Below are 17,232 nucleotides of genomic sequence, written 5' to 3'. Positions count from 1 at the left end.
TTCGGGGCATTCGAACATAAATGAATTAGAATTTAAATTATTTTTCGTTACACATCGCCATTATTAACGCTATAATACCTTCTAGAGGTGAATTGAATGTTTATTTCAGAAACAACAGTAGAAGTACGCTATGCCGAAACCGATCAGATGGGTGTCGTGTATCATGCGAATTACCTTGTATGGTGCGAAATAGGGCGTACGCAAATTTTAAAGGATTTAGGTTTTAATTATGCAAAGCTTGAAGAAGATGGCTACTTATCGCCAGTGATGGATTTTTCGATTCAGTACAAGGCAGCGATGCGCTATGGTCAAACTGCGACAGTACGGACTTGGATTGAGGAGCATACGAAGCTGCGCACTACATATGGCTATGAAATTTTACATGAAGACGGGACTGTTGCAGTAACGGCGAAGTCTCAGCATATTTTAGTGAAAAAGGAAAATTTCCGCCCGGTAGCATTAAAAAAAGTAGACCCAGCTTGGGATGCAAAATATGCAGAAGTGGCAAGAATTAAGGGCTAATAATTAATTTTATATGAACTCAAAAGGAGCTTAGCTGTACAAACAGCTAAGCTCCTTTACGTTTTAATTCAAGTATTTTTGGCGTCTCACCCTTCGCTCCGCGTCACTCTGCTTTAACATAAATAGAGCATTTCCGTTCTCTGCCGCCTCTCGATAGCGCAAGCGGCTTGATTGGGGATTATTTACTTCACTCTATAACGAGGGGCAAAGCTTTGAAATTGGTAGGCCTCTTAAAAGACAAGAAGGCAGTGATAAAGACAAGTATCACATGGCTTTAGCGCTTCTTGCCGTAGTCCACAAATCAAGGGGAATTTTACTAAAAAAGCAAACCTCATTTTATGAGGATGGCAGATTGTCGACAAAAGGTTTCCAGAGACCTTTTGTCTTTTTATTATAAATTTAACTAGGTGCTTAGCAGAAACAAGTTGTTCATTCTTCCTATTTCAAGTTGTTCAGGTTCATTGATTTGATTACTAGTCATGTAGATATCTATCCTATCGCACTTTATTTAAAGGGATTACTAAGTTGATTGGAATGGAGGGACCGTGACTCCACCGGGAAAAGCGCGCGCGGAAGATCCACTAAATTGTGCCTGCCGGTGTAGGCACAATTTAGTTAGCTGGAGCCGTGCCCGGGGAAAGCATCGGTCCCGGAATGGAAATCAACGGTTTCAATGTTAATGTAATTCTTCTTTTACAAACGCTTTTTAAGAATTTTTCTACAGTCTGACAACCTCATTATATTTGGATATAATTACAGGTAAGAAACGACAGATTAATTACAGACTTTGGGGGTAGTAGGTATGCAATTTATTAAAAGTCCATTAGGAGTGACCATTTTATTTTCGCTCGTGGCGCTCGGTTTTCAATTAACAGCTTTTGCGGATACATTTCAAACGATTTGGTTATTTAGCGTGCTCGCTATTGCGACATTTTTTATCCATGAACTAGGGCATGCCTTGTTTGCGGTGGCGGCAGGGTATCAATTTAACTTTTTAACGGCCGGACCTATTACGATTGAACGTAATAAGATTAGCGCTAATAAAAGCTGGGCATTTTTCGGTGGCGTCGCAAGTTGTTTGCCAAAAACAGATGACTTACAAATTATACGTCGTCAACATCTTTGGTTTGCAGCAGGGGGGCCAATTATTTCGCTAATAGTAGGTAGCGGTTCTCTTATTTTAGGTTATATTTTTGATCTACAAATTATATTATTTTTCGGAATGTTGAATGTAGTTATTTTTCTAGTGACAGCTATTCCGTTTAACGGAGGAATGAAATCAGATGGACGTGTAATACTTGAACTATTATCGGATAAAGATCAAAATCAGTTCGTTAGCTCGCTTATACTGATGAAAGAAATGATGACACCGGTTCATCCGACATCATGGTCAAGTAATTTAGTGGAGCAAGCAAGAACAGTACAACCAAGTGAAGAAAATATTAGCACTAGCTATTTGCTGTTTTACTATGATTTATTGAAGCATGATTACGAAACCGCATCAAAAGCCATAACTGAATATAAATCAATCCCAGTGACAAAGAAAAATAAAATGACAATGCAATTCATAACACATATAAAGCAACTGGATTTAGTAATGCTGGGACATACAGCAGCATTAGAGGAAATGAGTGAGTTACATAAGATGATTGCGCCAATTGAGCCGATTAGCTATAAGCGTAGTGAGTGGATGATTGCGAAACTTTCCGGAAACGAAGCTTTGGCATCGAAAAAGCTAGTAGAACACCGCAAACAAATCGAACAAGGTAAATCTCAATTCGGATTTTTCTATGCGGAAGAAAGACTGACAGATTTAGTGGAGGAAAAGTTAAAATAGACAAACCCCTGTTCTAGAAATAAAGTACCGGCTAGGCATTAAATTTAGAACAGGGGTATACATTTTTTGATTTAGTTGACGTTACAAACAGTTTTTATTTAATTTCTTTTTCAAAAATCAACTCAAAATTCTCTGCAGATCCATAACCGACAACACTAGGTGCAAAAATTTGAACGAGTCTCCAGCCATTTTTTGCCTCTTCTTTTATAATTTCGCGATAATCTTCTTTTGCCGTTGCCTTCATTAAACCTTGCTTTAATTCAATTTGAATAAATTTGTATTCGTACATCATGATTCACCCCTCTTGGCTTAGTTAACTTTCTCCCATCTTAAAATTCGTTAAGTATATAGTTAAACCTTTAATAAATATGAAATTTAAAATAAAAATATAACTGGTGAGAATAGTTAAGCAAATGGTCACATGACATCCTTTATACAATAGCTTTTACTAAAAAAATGCTTTAAAGGCGAAATACAGCTATATAATATTTTTGCACGTGTCCGTAAAATATTGATATAATGAAAGTTATGATTAAAAGATAAGGGAGGTGTGTTCATGGCATCAAAAACAATCACGAATGTGCAAACCCGCTGCCATATTTTACTTACAAATACTGCACGTGAAGCAATGAAGGAGCATGTTCCTGATGAACACGCCTTTTTTAATTTACAACAATATTTTTACGTCGCAATTGAAAAAGTTTCTGTGGAAGATGAACAAACACATATTACGATTTATTTCGATAATGAGAAAAATTTAAAGCTGAAAAGTAAATTTGATGATCGTGTTGTCATTATGGATTGTGTTTTCGATCCGAAAAATGGCCTCGTCGCAAAAAGCTTCCGTTCACGTGGTAAAGGTACACCGGTCGTAACAAATCGCCGCGCAACAATGAAAATTCATTTTGTCGCTTCACGAATTAGTGGGCATACATATCAAGCGCCATTTTTACAGGCAATTGCCGAGTTGCCAATAGCACAAGAACGCTTTGACTACGTAAATAAAAGAATTAGTAGCTGGGAAGGCTATTTAAAAGTTTTAAATAAAAATGCAGATATTGAAGATATACATGCCCGTTTTTCAGCCGTTACATATGATGCGGATTTTACCCATATGACATTGCGCATTTCCAATCTGGATAATAAACAATGGAAGCAGCTGGAAGGCTTAAGTGCCCGACTACGTGGTTATGTCCAGGAAATTGGAGACGTCGCAAAAATTCGTCGTAATGAAAATACAGTTGAAATTGCATTAAAGCCTTATTACAGTAACTTGGCTCGCAGAAATGAACTGCATTTTCAATCAGAGGACGTTGAATTTTCCAATGCTGCGACAAAATCACAGCTAAAGCGTTTATTAAAAGGATTTGAGCGGTTAAAAGAAGGATTAGCGGCCAATGCCAATTTGGAAACGATTTTATTTGAAGACAAACCAACGATTGCAGAGCGGAAACAGCCGTTATCAATCGATTTTCATAATCAGTTAAATACGTACCAGCAGCAAGCAGTTGAAGGGGCAATGAGTGCAGAAGATTTATACGTTATTCAAGGTCCACCCGGTACTGGTAAAACGACGGTAATTTCAGAAATTTGCTACCAAAACGCCAAAGCCGGTTTAAAAACGCTCGTTGCATCCCAATCAAACTTAGCTGTGGACAATGCATTAAGTCGGCTATTGTCGAATAAGGATATCCGAATTTTGCGTTATGGCCGTACAGAAAGTATTGAAGAAGAAGGCAAAAAGTTTATTGAAGAAAATGTAGCGGCGTATTGGCAGGAGCAAACGTTTAACGCGATTGGTCATGAAATTTCATTGCATACAAAAAAAGAACAGCTTTTAAACGAAGAAATTGCCTACGCACAAAAGGAAATTCATGAACTAAATGAACAAAAGCTAGAACTTGAAAAGCAAATCGAGCAAAAAGAAGCGGCGAAAGCAGAGCTGCATGTATTGGCGGAAAAAATCAGTGCTTTAAAAAAAGAGCTGACGTTATGCAAGAAAGAACTTGAAGAAAATGAACGTAAACTCGAAAAACTACAAACCGTGCAAAGTACAACAGCTGAAACAGTCGCAAACTTCGAACAGCAATTAGCAGATGGAATGACTGTTGAACAGCTTACAGAACAGCAGGAAAAGCTGAGTGAAGCGAAAATGGACTATGAAAAGCAAATTGCACAAAGTAAATACAAGTCAGTTCTTCATCGTTATGAGCAGCAGTATGAAGCCATTCAACTAAAAATCCAACGTGCGAATGAAACTTCGGAATATGGAAAGATCGTCGACAAAATTGCCTCTTTGAAAAAAGTGTATGAAATTGAAGCATTCATGACTGAATACAATATTCGCAGAAACTATGCAATGGATCGATTACTTACTGCTCTAGAGCGTATCCAGCCTCAAATGGAGCAATACAAGCCTATAAAGGATGTAAAAGAACGACTTGAAAAAGCGCTGAATTACAGTGAAACAGCACTTGGCATTCATGTGACACCAGATCAACTGGAAATGAATCATCATTATTCACTTGAAGAGGTACAGGAATTTTTAACGAAACTAAGCAAGGCATTTCGCGATAAGAAAGTGAATGCACAAAACGGTATACGCTCAATCCAGGGCATCCATTTGCGTATGCAATATATTGATCAGTTGAACAATAAGTATATGGATTCAATTCGTGAAACGGTGCTTATTTTTGAAAAGCTAAAAGAAGAAATCACGCTTCAGTTCAAGGAGCAAAATGACGAAAAGGCACAGGTTCTTCAAAAATTGCAGGGTGAAGCTGCTGCGATCCAAACTCAAATCGATTCAGTAAAAGGAAATGTGGACCCTTCAATTGTCGTTAGCCATACGACGGAAGAACTAGAAGAATTGTTGGCTACAAATGAGCTGGAGCAAATGAAATTCGAGACGCAGCGTCAAAATCGGGAAAGATTAGAGCTTCAGCACAGTAAAAAAGCAGAAGAACTTGCGGTACTGGATGAACAAATTACACTTGGCACTACGACTGTTGAAAACATGACGGCACGCTTTAAAGAAATCAACAGTGAAGGCGTGCAACTCGAAAAACGCCGTACAGAGCTTGAACAATTAACGAAGCTAAATCCAGAACAAGCTATTGTAGCTGTAAACGAAAAAATTGAGCATTTCACTGCGCAAATTGCAACATTACAAGTGAAAATCGATTTACTACCCGTGACAGCCGAGCTTCAAAACGAGTGGTACGGTTTACTGGAAAATGCGAATGCGCACGATTTAGATGAAATCAGAAAATTATATGTGAAGCATGCAAATGTCATTGGCACGACATGTGTAGCGTCGGCAAATAAAGAGTTTATGGACAACTATCCAACGTTTGATGTTGTCATAATTGACGAAGTTTCAAAGGCGACACCACCTGAACTACTATTACCGATGTTAAAAGGTGCAAAAATCATTTTAGTAGGAGATCATCACCAATTACCGCCACTTGTCGGGGATGCAACATTTGAAGAAACCTTAGAGCAAGTAGTAAAAGAAAGTACGACGTTTGAGGAAAAACGAGAACTAGAAAAATTACTGGAAGAATCGTTATTCGAACGCCTTTACAATAACTTACCTAACCAAAATAAAACGATGCTTGCTCTGCAATATCGTATGCATAAAAATATTATGTCAACTATCACGCCGTTTTATGAAAATGAACAGGAAAGTCTGCAATGTGGTTTGGAAGATTCGGATGCTGTACGCGATCACTTCCTGCAAACTTCTAAAATTACGCGCGACAACCATTTAATGTGGCTGGATATTCCGAATGAAAAGCCGTATTTTGAACAGCGTGTAAAAGAAGGTTCCAGCTTATTCAATGTAGCGGAGCTTGATCAGATTAAACAACAATTAATGGAAATGAATGAAGCGACTGCAAAAGCAAAAGCGGAAGGGTTAATCCCGCAAGATGCTCTAAAATCTGTTGGAGTCATTTCGTTTTACGCGGAGCAAGTAAGACGTATAAACCGTCTCATCGAACAGGAACTTAGCTTACCGCACCTGCACATTCGTACAGGCTCGGTCGATAAGTTCCAGGGTATGGAGATGGACGTTATTATCGTCAGTATGGTGCGTAATCATGATCATGAGCGCGGAGAAATTGGGTTTGCCAAAGATTATCGCCGTTTAAATGTTGCATTATCCCGCGCACGTGAACTGCTTATTATGATTGGCAGTACCGATATGTTTACAAAACGTCCAAAACATGTGAAAACACGCGATATGTATTCCCATGTATTAAATACAGTAAAAGAGCAAAGCGGCTATTTTGCAATGTAAGGAAAGGTGTATACAGTGGATTTAAACAGCATAACCGGACAATTACAAAAAGAATTCAACGAAAATCCGAACATCGAAATTCAAAAGCAGATGCAATACGCCATTCCCATCCACACGTTGGAAGTGCATTATCATCCTGTTATGCGGAATGCGATGGATATTTTAATGAAGATGATGCTCATTTCATTCCAGAAGGCGAAGCTGAAAAATGTCGAGCTTTTAGCGGAAATTTTATTAGTTGAACCGTTATTTATCCATGATTTAACTAATAAAATGTTACGAATGGGCATGATTGAAAAAGAAAATGAAGTGTTCACACTTACGGCAAAAGGAATGGCACAGCTTGAATCGGGTATTTTTGAAGAGGAGCTTGAGCAAACAAGTCATTTTGTGCAATATAGTCCGATTCATGAACAGCTGCTGGAAGGTGATTTAGAGGAGTTCGCTGATTTAGAGGAGTTTCCTGAACCATTTCCGGCGATTGAAAACGAGGAAATTGAAGCGATTGAAGAATCGATGCTGATTGAATTTATTCAGCGGCAGTTAAGCGAACAACCCTTGTCCGAACAGGAAGCCCCAACTTTTATTACAAAAGTTATATCGACCGAATCGATTCAAATTAATGATATTCCAGTTCTATGTTTTTCACTTTTGAATCAAAAGCAAAATCGGCATTTTATGCGTGTATATAATACATTAACAGGTGTATGGGATGAGAGGCTTGAAACGATTTTATTCAATTATGAGAAAGAGCATTTGAAGCCGGAATAAATATATATTTTTTGAATTATTGCAAAACTTACGCTACCGTGTTACACTAGTGTCAATTTAATAGTCTTATCAAGAGAAGCGGAGGGAACTTGGCCCGTAGATGCTTCAGCAACCTCTAGTATAACTAGAAAGGTGCTACTTCCAGCAAGGCAAAGTCCTTGGCAGATAAGAACGGGTATATTAACCTCTCATTTCTGTTGTGCTGGAATGAGGGGTTTTTTGTTTTTTCAGCAAGTATGAAGGTACTTGCTCCAATAATCAAACCCCTGCGGCTATTATGATTTACTTGAAAGGAAAGAAGCTTGAAATAGCTTTCGTTATGAAACTAAGATTATTTAGAAAGATTAGAGGGGGACAGTGTAATGCCGATTAATATTCCGAAACATTTACCGGCCGGTGAGCTACTGAGAAAAGAGAAAATTTTCGTTATGGAGGAAGACCGGGCGAAAACTCAGCAAATTCGACCTTTGAATATTTTAGTGTTCAATTTAATGCCGGAAAAAGAAAAAACCGAGCTCCAATTATTGCGTTTACTCGGAAATACACCACTACAGGTAGATGTGACATTTTTAAATACCGCTACATATGAATCAAAAAATGTTTCCAAATCACATTTAGATACGTTCTATCAAACATTCGATGAAATTAAACACCGCCGATATGATGGTCTGATTATCACAGGTGCACCGGTAGAGAAAATGCAATTTGAAGATGTGGGCTATTGGAAGGAAATTACTGATGTGATGGACTGGGCCGATCAAAATGTGACATCAATCATGTATATATGTTGGGGAGCACAAGCTGCTCTGTATCATCATTTCGGTATCGGGAAATTTGAGCTGCCTAAAAAATGCTCCGGCGTCTATTCACATGTGATTACCGATTTAACGGTCGATTTAGTACGAGGCTTCAGTGATGAATATGTTGCGCCTCATTCACGTCATACATCCGTATCAATTGATGAAGTCCGTGCGCACCCAGATTTGCGTCTGCTTAGCTATTCGGATGATGCCGGTGTATTTATCGTTCAATCAAAAAACAATAAGCATATTATGATTACAGGCCATTTAGAGTATGATGCGACGACTCTATCGGACGAATATTTCCGAGATGTTGAAAAGGATCCGGAAAATACGGAAGTTCCAATTAATTACTTCCCAAATAATGACCCGCAAAATGCTCCAAAAAATGTATGGCGTGCCCATTCACATCTATTGTTCTACAACTGGTTAAACTATTACGTATACCAAGAAACACCTTATGAGTGGCATTTTGTTGAGGAAAATATCGAATATCATATTTAAAAAAATGGCTAGGAAAGAAATAAAAAATTGATGGGAATGGAGGGCGATTCCAGCGGGAAAAGCAAAATTTTTTGCGACGAGTAACCGCAGGAGCACGGACGCCTGAGACTACAGGCTCAGGCCGTGCCCGCGGAAAGCGTCCCGGAATGGAAATCAATTTTTGGGTTATAGCTCAGCCGCTCATTTCTATTTCACTGCAAGCCATGCGCGTTCTTGCTGTATTTGCAAACTTACTTCACGGCCAAAAAAGTCACTTAGCAATTGTTCATTCAATATGACTTCACGAGTATCTGCGGCTACGCTTTTACCATCCTTCATTAACAGCACATGGCTAAAACACGGTAAAATTTCTTCTACATGATGGGTTACATAAATAAGTGTAGGACAGTTTTCACCATCAGCTATTTGCTCAATCTTTTGGAGTAAGTTTTCCCGCTCAATAAGATCAAGTCCGCCGCATGGTTCATCCAATATTAAAATTTCTGGTTCTGCCATTAAAGCACGTGCAATTTGTACACGTTGTTGTTCACCTTGCGATAAATGCTCAAAAGATTTATTCGCCAAATGTTCGCAGTGAAACTGTCTCATAAAGGATAGTGCCTGCTCAATTTCCGCATCGGACACGTCATTAAATAGACGTAGCGCACCAAACTTTCCGCTAAGCACAATTTCAATTGCATTATCCTGCCAGTTGAAGCTGTCAATCATTGCATTGCTTACCCAGCCGATGCGTGTTCGGAGAGTAGGGATATATGTATTGCCGAAAGTTTCACCTAGTACTTGCACTTTACCATTGTTCGGCCAAATATAGCCGTTGATTACTTTTAACAAGGTTGTTTTTCCTGAACCGTTCAAGCCTAAAATGGCCCAATGCTGTCCTTTTTGTACATGCCAGTCTAAATTATTCAAAATTACTTTTTCATTGCGGTAAAGATGGACATTTTCGATTTTTATCATAAAAAACACCTCCAATTACTACTATGCTTGATTTATTCAAATTCTGAAAGTATTTTTTGAATATTGTCACAATTGTTTATAAAAAAAGAAAGCAAACTTAATAAGTTCGCTTTCATCACAATTTAAATTACGGCGCTTTCTACACCTGCTGCACGGTAAAACAGTTTTTCATTCCATTTTAAAGCCCACTGAACAACGGGCCCTAAGCCGAATGCCATAATTACTGTTCCTACGCCAACAGGACCGCCTAATAGGAAGCCAATAACAGCAACTGATACTTCCATTGTCGTACGTGCACGGTTCACGCTCCAGCCTAAACGACGGACTAATAATAGCATTAATGTATCGCGTGGTCCGACACCGAGGTTAGCTACCATATACATGCCACAACCGATACCTAGTAATACAATTCCCACGACAAACGATAAAGTTTGTTCCAAAAGGTTGTGAGCATGAGGTAGCACATACAAAAAGATATCAATAAAAATACCTGTTAAAAACATATCTAAATAAGTACCTATTTTCGGTAATCTTTTAGATAACATCGAGTCAATCGCTAAAATAAGTAACCCGATAATGATGGACCAAGTCCCGATTGTTAATCCGAGATTTTTATAAAGTCCTATATGGAGCACGTCCCATGAACCTACTCCAATTGTTTGTCCTTTAATCGTTAAGGCAACACCTAATGATAAAACGATAATACCTGCGATAAAAAATAGGCAGCGCCAATAAAATCCTTGTTTCACGTTCAATTGTAATCCCTCTTCTTGTAGTCAATATCATCTTTACACATTATAGCGATTACAAGGGTGAAAAACGGATTTACAATATATTTAAAATATTATTACTTTTTAAGGCTATTTTTCATAGGAATAGCGTAACTCGTCCATTGACTCGTCGACGTCTACAATTAGATTGTGGTGATTAAAAAACCATTCATCTGACTTTTCAATAAAGAAGTGTACATTCTCTATAACAGTTTCTATCCCTATTTCATGTGGCTCCTCACGTGTCATTCCTAACGAAAAGCCTTCATGAAAGGGAGATGAGCCGCCATAGCGTGCGTAAAAGCGAATATAGTCCCCATGTTCTATTTCCATTTCTTCTTTAAACCATTCGACTGCTTTTTCTGTTAATTTAATTTCCATACAATTCACCTCTATAGTCATTATGCAGGAAATGAAAAAAACTTACAAAGCCCGCGCCTGCTTAAATGAACCAAAAAAGGCTGAAAGTATAACCCTTCAGCCTGGATGTTAAAAACCTTTAATTTTTGGTTCAGTTCCGTTTTTAATGCGTATAATATTCTCTCGGTGACGATAAAAGATAAAGGAAGCTAAAATTGCTACTAAAATAAAGAGGGCATATTCACCTGTAACAATCCAATTAATCGTTACATAGATGATCGCCACTGTAGAAGCAATCATTGACGTTAAGCTCACCATTTTTGTTGTCTTTAATGAAATAATAAATACAATAAGTAAAACAATGAATAATGGCAAATTATAGCCTAAAATGATACCTGCACTTGTAGCTACGGCCTTACCGCCGCGGAAGCTAGCGAATATCGGGAACATATGCCCCGCAGCTGCAACGATACCAAGAATAAGCGGATGAACAGTGCTATCACTGAAAACAGCTAACAGTGGCAACAAAACGGCTGCTGTTCCTTTAAAAATATCAATTAGTAGGACAGCAATTCCAGGTTTTTTACCTAGAACTCTAAATGTATTCGTAGTGCCTAAATTTCCGCTGCCTTGCTTACGGATATCTGTTTTATAAAAAATTTTCCCTATCCATAATGCAGATGGGATGGAACCGATTAAATAAGCACAAATAATTATTAAAGCGTTGATCAAGAAGTTGTGCTCCTTTCAAATATCAGAATTATTAGTTGGTACTAATAGTATGTTATGAATATTCTACAATGTTTTTTAATAGAAGGAAAGAGGTATTATTTTTTCGCAATTTTATGAAGTAAACAGGAAAAAAGTTACATTTGTACATCAACTATTAAAGGATAGGCTTTTAAACGTCGGTTTTTGATGATACAATTAGTCTTTGCAAAGCCTAAAAAAGTACGCTCAAACATTGACATCATGCATATTTGAAAGTACGATTAGGTAGTAAATAGAACGTTTGTTTGTATTTTTTGGAGGGGATTGCATTTGGTTAAAAATCAATCAGGCATGTCTTATAATGAAGATGCCATTCAAGTATTAGAAGGTTTAGAAGCCGTACGTAAAAGACCAGGGATGTATATTGGTTCTACAGATAGTCGAGGTCTTCACCACTTAGTGTATGAAATTGTAGATAACGCAGTGGATGAAGCGCTTGCTGGATTTGGTAATCATATCATCGTGAAGATTCATGAAGATAATAGTATTAGCGTACGAGACCATGGTCGTGGTATGCCTACAGGTATGCATAAAATGGGTAAGCCAACTCCGGAAATTATTTTTACAGTACTCCATGCAGGTGGTAAATTTGGACAAGGCGGCTATAAAACGAGTGGTGGTTTACATGGTGTAGGTTCATCAGTCGTAAATGCGTTGTCCACATTTTTAGAAGTGACAATTTACCGTGACGGGCAAATCTATCGTCAACGCTTCGAACAGGGCGGTAAACCGGCAACATCACTTGATATGATTGGAAATACAAAGGAAACAGGTACATTAGTGCACTTCCTGCCTGATTCATCGATTTTCTCAGCTACAAAGTATAATTACGACACGCTGGCAGAGCGCCTGCGAGAATCAGCATTTTTATTAAAAGGTTTAAAAATAGAATTGATCGATGAGCGTGTTGAAGGACAACATGAAGTGTTCTTCTATGAAAATGGTATTGAAGCATTTGTTGCTTACTTAAATGAAGAAAAAGATGTTCTGCATCCTGTTAAATATGTGGAAGGTATACTTCAGGAAATTGAAGTGGAATTTGCCCTGCAATTTAATGACGGCTATTCCGAAACGATTCTTTCATTCGTAAACAATGTTCGTACTCGAGATGGTGGAACACATGAAACAGGTGCGAAGTCTGCTTTAACACGGGTGTTTAATGAATATGCAAGAAAAATTGGTCTATTAAAAGAAAAAGATAAAAACTTGGAGGGCGTTGACATTCGCGAAGGTTTAACTGCGATTGTTTCAGTACGTATTCCAGAGAATTTGCTCCAGTTTGAAGGTCAGACGAAAGGCAAACTCGGTACATCCGAGGCGCGTTATGTCGTTGATACAGTGGTTTCTGAAAAGTTATTGTATGTACTGGAGGAAAATGCAGAGCTTTCGGCATCTTTAGTTCGAAAGGCGATTCGTGCACACCAAGTTCGTGAAGCAGCCCGTAAAGCACGTGATGACGCAAGAAACGGGAAAAAGAAAAAGTCGAGTACATTGCTATCAGGTAAGTTAACACCTGCACAATCGAAAAATGCAGCAAGAAACGAGCTGTATTTAGTAGAGGGTGATTCTGCCGGCGGTTCTGCGAAACAAGGTCGGGATCGTACATTCCAAGCTATTTTGCCTTTACGTGGTAAAGTTATCAATACCGAAAAGGCTAAGCTGCAGGACATTATGAAAAACGAGGAAATCGCTACGATTATCCATACAATTGGTGCGGGTGTCGGCGCGGATTTCAATGTGGAAGATGCCTGCTACGATAAAGTAGTCATTATGACGGATGCCGATACAGATGGCGCACATATTCAAGTACTTTTACTTACATTTTTCTATCGCTATATGCGTCCTTTAATCGAAGCTGGTAAAGTCTACATAGCATTACCACCATTGTATAAAGTGTCGAAAGGTTCCGGGAAGAAGCAGGAACTTGTATATGCCTGGACAGAGCAGGAGCTTAGTGCCGCTACGCAGAAAATTGGTAAAGGCTACGTTATCCAACGCTATAAAGGATTAGGTGAGATGAATGCTGACCAGCTTTGGGATACAACGATGAATCCGGAAACACGTACATTAATTCGTGTAAAAATTGAAGATGGTGCACGTGCGGAACGTCGTATTACTACATTAATGGGTGATAAAGTAGAACCCCGTCGTAAATGGATTGAATCAAACGTCAACTTCGGCATGGAAGAGGATGCAAGCATTTTAGAAAATGAATTCATCCAGCATGAGGAGGCAAAAGACAAATGAGTTTTGTTGAAAAATTTCAGGACTTACCATTAGAAGAAGTAATGGGTGACCGTTTTGGTCGCTATTCAAAATATATTATTCAAGACCGTGCATTGCCGGACACACGCGATGGTTTAAAACCAGTACAACGCCGTATATTATATGCGATGTTCCATGAAGGTAATACTTTTGACAAACCATTCCGTAAATCGGCAAAAACGGTCGGAAATGTAATCGGTAACTACCATCCGCACGGAGATACTTCTGTGTATGATGCGATGGTCCGAATGAGTCAAGATTGGAAAAGCCGTCACATGTTAATTGAAATGCACGGTAACAACGGGTCGGTCGACGGAGACCCGCCGGCTGCGATGCGTTATACAGAAGCACGTCTATCGGCCATTGCTGCAGAGCTATTGCGTGATATCAATAAAAATACGGTTGAATTCGTACCAAACTTTGATGATCAGGATATGGAACCAACTGTTTTACCATCACGCTTTCCGAATCTGTTGGTAAATGGCGCTACCGGGATATCTGCCGGTTATGCGACAGACATCCCTCCACATAACTTACAAGAAGCCCTTGATGCTGTGTTAATGCGTTTAGACAATCAAAACTGTACAGTCGATGAACTGATGACAGTTATTAAAGGACCTGATTTCCCGACAGGTGGCATTATACAAGGTGTCGATGGCATCAAAAAGGCATATGAAACAGGAAAAGGGAAAATTATAGTTCGTTCCCGCACAGAAATCGAGCAGTTAAAAGGGAATAAAGAGCAAATTATTATTTCGGAAATTCCATACGAAGTGAATAAAGCAAATATGATTCGTAAAATGGATGAATTGCGTGTGAATGACCGTCGTTTAGATGGTATTTCGGAAATTCGTGATGAATCTGACCGTGATGGAATGCGCATCGTCGTGGAATTAAAAAAAGATGTACAGGCACAAGGTATTTTAAACTTTTTATTAAAATCAACGGATTTACAAGTGTCTTATAACTTTAATATGATTGCTATTCATAATCGCCGTCCGATGATGATGACATTGCCCCTTATGCTGGATGCCTATATCGATCACCAAAAGGAAATTGTACGTCGCCGATCACAATATGATCTTACGCGTGCAGAAGATCGATTACATATTGTCGAAGGACTTATGAAAGCATTATCGATTTTAGACGAAGTGATAGAAACAATCCGTGCGTCAAAAGATAAGCGTGATGCAAAAAATAATATTATCGCTAAATTCGATTTTTCTGAAGAACAAGCAGAAGCCATCGTAAGCCTTCAACTTTACCGTCTAACAAATACAGATATTACACAATTACAAACTGAGCAAGAAGAATTAAGTGCCCTTATCGTAAAATTATCAGCAATTTTGGGCGATGAAAAAAAATTAATTCGGGTCATTAAGACGGAACTAAACGATATTAAGAAGCGTTTCCCATCACCGCGCCTATCAACGATCGAAGCAGAAATCGAAGAGATTAAAGTGACTCGCGATGTATTGGTGCCAAGTGAGGAAGTTGTCGTAACTGTTACCAAAGATGGTTATGTTAAACGGACAAGTCTTCGTTCGCATAGTGCTTCCAATGGGAAGGATTTCGCGATGAAGGATTCCGATTACTTAATATACGAAGCGAATTTAAATACACAGCATCATCTATTGCTGTTTACGAGTAAAGGGCACTATATTTACCAACCGGTGCATGAATTGCCTGATATTCGTTGGAAAGATCTAGGTCAGCATATTTCAAGTATTGTACCAATTGACTCCAATGAAGAAATTATCGAGGTAATTGGAATAGAGACATTCGAGCAGCCGAATGTTTATGTGTTTACAGCTACGAGAGACGGGCAAATTAAACGTTCAGCCCTTACGGATTACGTTGTAACACGTTATTCAAGACCGATTAAAACGATGAACCTTAAAGGTGACGACGAAATGATCTTTGCGCGTCTTGTTACCGAGGAGGAAGAGGTTCTATTATCCACAAATACTAGCTATACCATTCGTTTCCCAATGGAAGACTTGCCTGTAACAGGTGTAAAAACTGCGGGTGTTAAAGGGATTGTTGTAAAAGATGGTGAGTACTTAGCTGCTGTCGCTATTTTAAATCCTAAGCAAGATCATGAGTTAATTATCGTGACGCAACGCGGTGCCGTAAAACGAATGCTATTAAATGAGCTTGAGCTAGGCAACCGTGCAAAGCGCGGTGTTGTAATACTTAAAGAGCTAAAAGCAAACCCACACCGTATTTATACTATTTTAGTTGTAGGCTTTAAAGATACTTTTACAATTGAAACAGAAAAAGGTATAGTGGAAACAATTCAAGTAACAAACTTAACGAGAGCTGACCGCTATTCAAATGGTTCGCTTCGTATAGATACTGATGGAGACGGAGCTATTTCCCGAGCTTTTGTCAATAAAATGGCATAACAGTAGCGTATAATTCAGGAATCTTTCACATATGATAAAAGTAATTCATTGACATGTAAGCCAGACTTTCATACAATGAAGTTAGTAAGATTCATGCGTGATGGATCTACAGTAGTACAAAGCGATTGGGTGGCCCCCAGTCGCTTTTTTCATTTCCATAAATAAAAAACACCACTTAGGTGGCTAGTCTAAGTGGTGAAAATACTTTTTTACAGCATCATTCGGAAAAAACGATAAATAGTATCGACAAGACGAAATAAGTCTGTCACATAACGAAAAATGGCGAGTTTTTCATTACGCTTCTTTTCCGAAGCAGCCTTAGCCTTTTCTTTGCGTGATGGATAAGACACAGTAGTACACCTCCTTTACAAAAGGAGTCAGCTGGATGCTGCTTTTCTATTGTAACATGGACTAAATAATTTTCTGGTATTTAATTGATAAAATAATAGAAAAAGCGTCAAAAACCGGCAAGAATTTCTCCGGCATTTGACGCTTTTTTAGTTACTAATTTTTTTATATAAGTCCATTTCCTTTCAGGTGTTAACAAAATATTATTTTGCTTTACAGCACCAATTGTAAAGTCCGAATAATCTTCTTCCACAACAAACTGATAAATATCTTGTTGTTCTTCATTCGTTCCTGTCAACTGTACAACGTGCTGCCCTGTGCGTGCAGTAAAGTACTCCCAATACGTTATTTCATAATGCCCATCAAATACATCAGCAATCAACAATTCTTCGTTAAAAGGCCATTGCTGTGCTTTTACAAAATCAATATAAGGGGATGAAGTAGCTGTTTCTTCGCCATTAAGCACAAACCCTACTATACAGCCCATAATAACGACACAAAACAGTACCCGGATATGTTGTCCAATCGTCATCGTCTTCACTCCTCATTATAAAATAGGGGAGAGCTCACAATAGAAATGTATATAAAAAATCAGCCCCTAACAAAGTTAGAGGCT

At 38.5% G+C, this 17,232-nt stretch carries 14 protein-coding genes and 1 riboswitch; of the genes, 7 read left to right on the top strand and 7 right to left on the bottom strand.

The annotated features are described in order from the left end of the window. Nucleotides 1-96: 96 nt before the first annotated feature. Both H9635_RS04890 and H9635_RS04885 read left to right on the top strand, forming a co-directional pair. Complete coding sequence (locus H9635_RS04890; protein WP_191699030.1) at nucleotides 97-522, top strand: acyl-CoA thioesterase; 426 nt, start codon at nucleotides 97-99, stop codon at nucleotides 520-522. Nucleotides 523-1,324: 802 nt separating this feature from the next. Then, nucleotides 1,325-2,359: a site-2 protease family protein gene (locus tag H9635_RS04885; protein ID WP_191699029.1), complete on the top strand. Its 1,035-nt coding sequence runs from the start codon at nucleotides 1,325-1,327 to the stop codon at nucleotides 2,357-2,359. A gap of 94 nt (nucleotides 2,360-2,453) precedes the next feature. Here the strand turns inward: H9635_RS04885 and H9635_RS04880 are convergent, their stop codons facing one another. Next, a complete protein-coding gene (locus H9635_RS04880) occupies nucleotides 2,454-2,648 on the bottom strand; it encodes a DUF4177 domain-containing protein (RefSeq protein ID WP_191699028.1) in 195 nt (64 codons plus the stop codon). Between the two features lie 267 nt (nucleotides 2,649-2,915). Here H9635_RS04880 and H9635_RS04875 point away from each other — a divergent pair, with 267 nt between their 5' ends. The 3 genes from H9635_RS04875 to metA all read left to right on the top strand — a co-directional run bounded on the left by H9635_RS04875 (nucleotide 2,916) and on the right by metA (nucleotide 8,737). Next, complete coding sequence (locus tag H9635_RS04875; protein WP_191699027.1) at nucleotides 2,916-6,662, top strand: AAA domain-containing protein; 3,747 nt, start codon at nucleotides 2,916-2,918, stop codon at nucleotides 6,660-6,662. Between the two features lie 6 nt (nucleotides 6,663-6,668). Further along, the gene (locus tag H9635_RS04870; protein ID WP_225231126.1) at nucleotides 6,669-7,433 is read left to right on the top strand and encodes a nucleoside-diphosphate sugar epimerase; all 765 of its coding nucleotides are present in this window, start codon (nucleotides 6,669-6,671) and stop codon (nucleotides 7,431-7,433) included. A 63-nt stretch (nucleotides 7,434-7,496) separates the two neighbouring features. Next, a riboswitch (SAM riboswitch) is annotated at nucleotides 7,497-7,605 on the top strand. 190 nt (nucleotides 7,606-7,795) lie between these two features. Beyond that, entirely contained in the window at nucleotides 7,796-8,737 is a 942-nt protein-coding gene (gene metA / locus H9635_RS04865) for a homoserine O-acetyltransferase MetA (RefSeq protein WP_191699026.1), read from the top strand. 186 nt (nucleotides 8,738-8,923) lie between these two features. Here the strand turns inward: metA and H9635_RS04860 are convergent, their stop codons facing one another. From H9635_RS04860 to plsY, 4 genes are all read right to left on the bottom strand, one after another. Beyond that, nucleotides 8,924-9,694 carry an ABC transporter ATP-binding protein gene (locus H9635_RS04860; protein ID WP_191699025.1) on the bottom strand — a complete coding sequence of 257 codons (771 nt, stop codon included), beginning with the start codon at nucleotides 9,692-9,694 and terminating at the stop codon, nucleotides 8,924-8,926. A gap of 122 nt (nucleotides 9,695-9,816) precedes the next feature. After that, the gene (locus H9635_RS04855) at nucleotides 9,817-10,443 is read right to left on the bottom strand and encodes a YczE/YyaS/YitT family protein (RefSeq protein WP_191699422.1); all 627 of its coding nucleotides are present in this window, start codon (nucleotides 10,441-10,443) and stop codon (nucleotides 9,817-9,819) included. Nucleotides 10,444-10,554: 111 nt separating this feature from the next. Then, the gene (locus H9635_RS04850; protein WP_191699024.1) at nucleotides 10,555-10,845 is read right to left on the bottom strand and encodes a HesB/YadR/YfhF family protein; all 291 of its coding nucleotides are present in this window, start codon (nucleotides 10,843-10,845) and stop codon (nucleotides 10,555-10,557) included. 108 nt (nucleotides 10,846-10,953) lie between these two features. Then, a complete protein-coding gene (gene plsY / locus H9635_RS04845; RefSeq protein WP_191699023.1) occupies nucleotides 10,954-11,556 on the bottom strand; it encodes a glycerol-3-phosphate 1-O-acyltransferase PlsY in 603 nt (200 codons plus the stop codon). Nucleotides 11,557-11,886: 330 nt separating this feature from the next. On the opposite strand from plsY, the gene parE reads away from it, so the two are divergent. Together parE and parC are read left to right on the top strand one after the other, a co-directional pair. Further along, nucleotides 11,887-13,842 carry a DNA topoisomerase IV subunit B gene (gene parE / locus H9635_RS04840; protein ID WP_225231157.1) on the top strand — a complete coding sequence of 652 codons (1,956 nt, stop codon included), beginning with the start codon at nucleotides 11,887-11,889 and terminating at the stop codon, nucleotides 13,840-13,842. Then, complete coding sequence (parC, locus tag H9635_RS04835) at nucleotides 13,839-16,268, top strand: DNA topoisomerase IV subunit A (protein ID WP_191699021.1); 2,430 nt, start codon at nucleotides 13,839-13,841, stop codon at nucleotides 16,266-16,268. Before parE ends, parC begins: the two co-directional genes overlap by 4 nt. A 209-nt stretch (nucleotides 16,269-16,477) precedes the next feature. Here the strand turns inward: parC and H9635_RS04830 are convergent, their stop codons facing one another. Continuing rightward, entirely contained in the window at nucleotides 16,478-16,618 is a 141-nt protein-coding gene (locus H9635_RS04830; RefSeq protein ID WP_191699020.1) for a hypothetical protein, read from the bottom strand. A 107-nt stretch (nucleotides 16,619-16,725) separates the two neighbouring features. After that, on the bottom strand, nucleotides 16,726-17,148 hold the full coding sequence (locus tag H9635_RS04825) for a hypothetical protein (RefSeq protein ID WP_191699019.1): 423 nt from the start codon (nucleotides 17,146-17,148) through the stop codon (nucleotides 16,726-16,728). Between the last annotated feature and the right edge of the window lie 84 nt (nucleotides 17,149-17,232).

The sequence above is a fragment of the Solibacillus faecavium genome, from assembly GCF_014836905.1.
Classification (GTDB): Bacteria; Bacillota; Bacilli; order Bacillales_A; family Planococcaceae; genus Solibacillus; species Solibacillus faecavium.
This window is presented reverse-complemented; position numbering and strand designations above follow the sequence as displayed.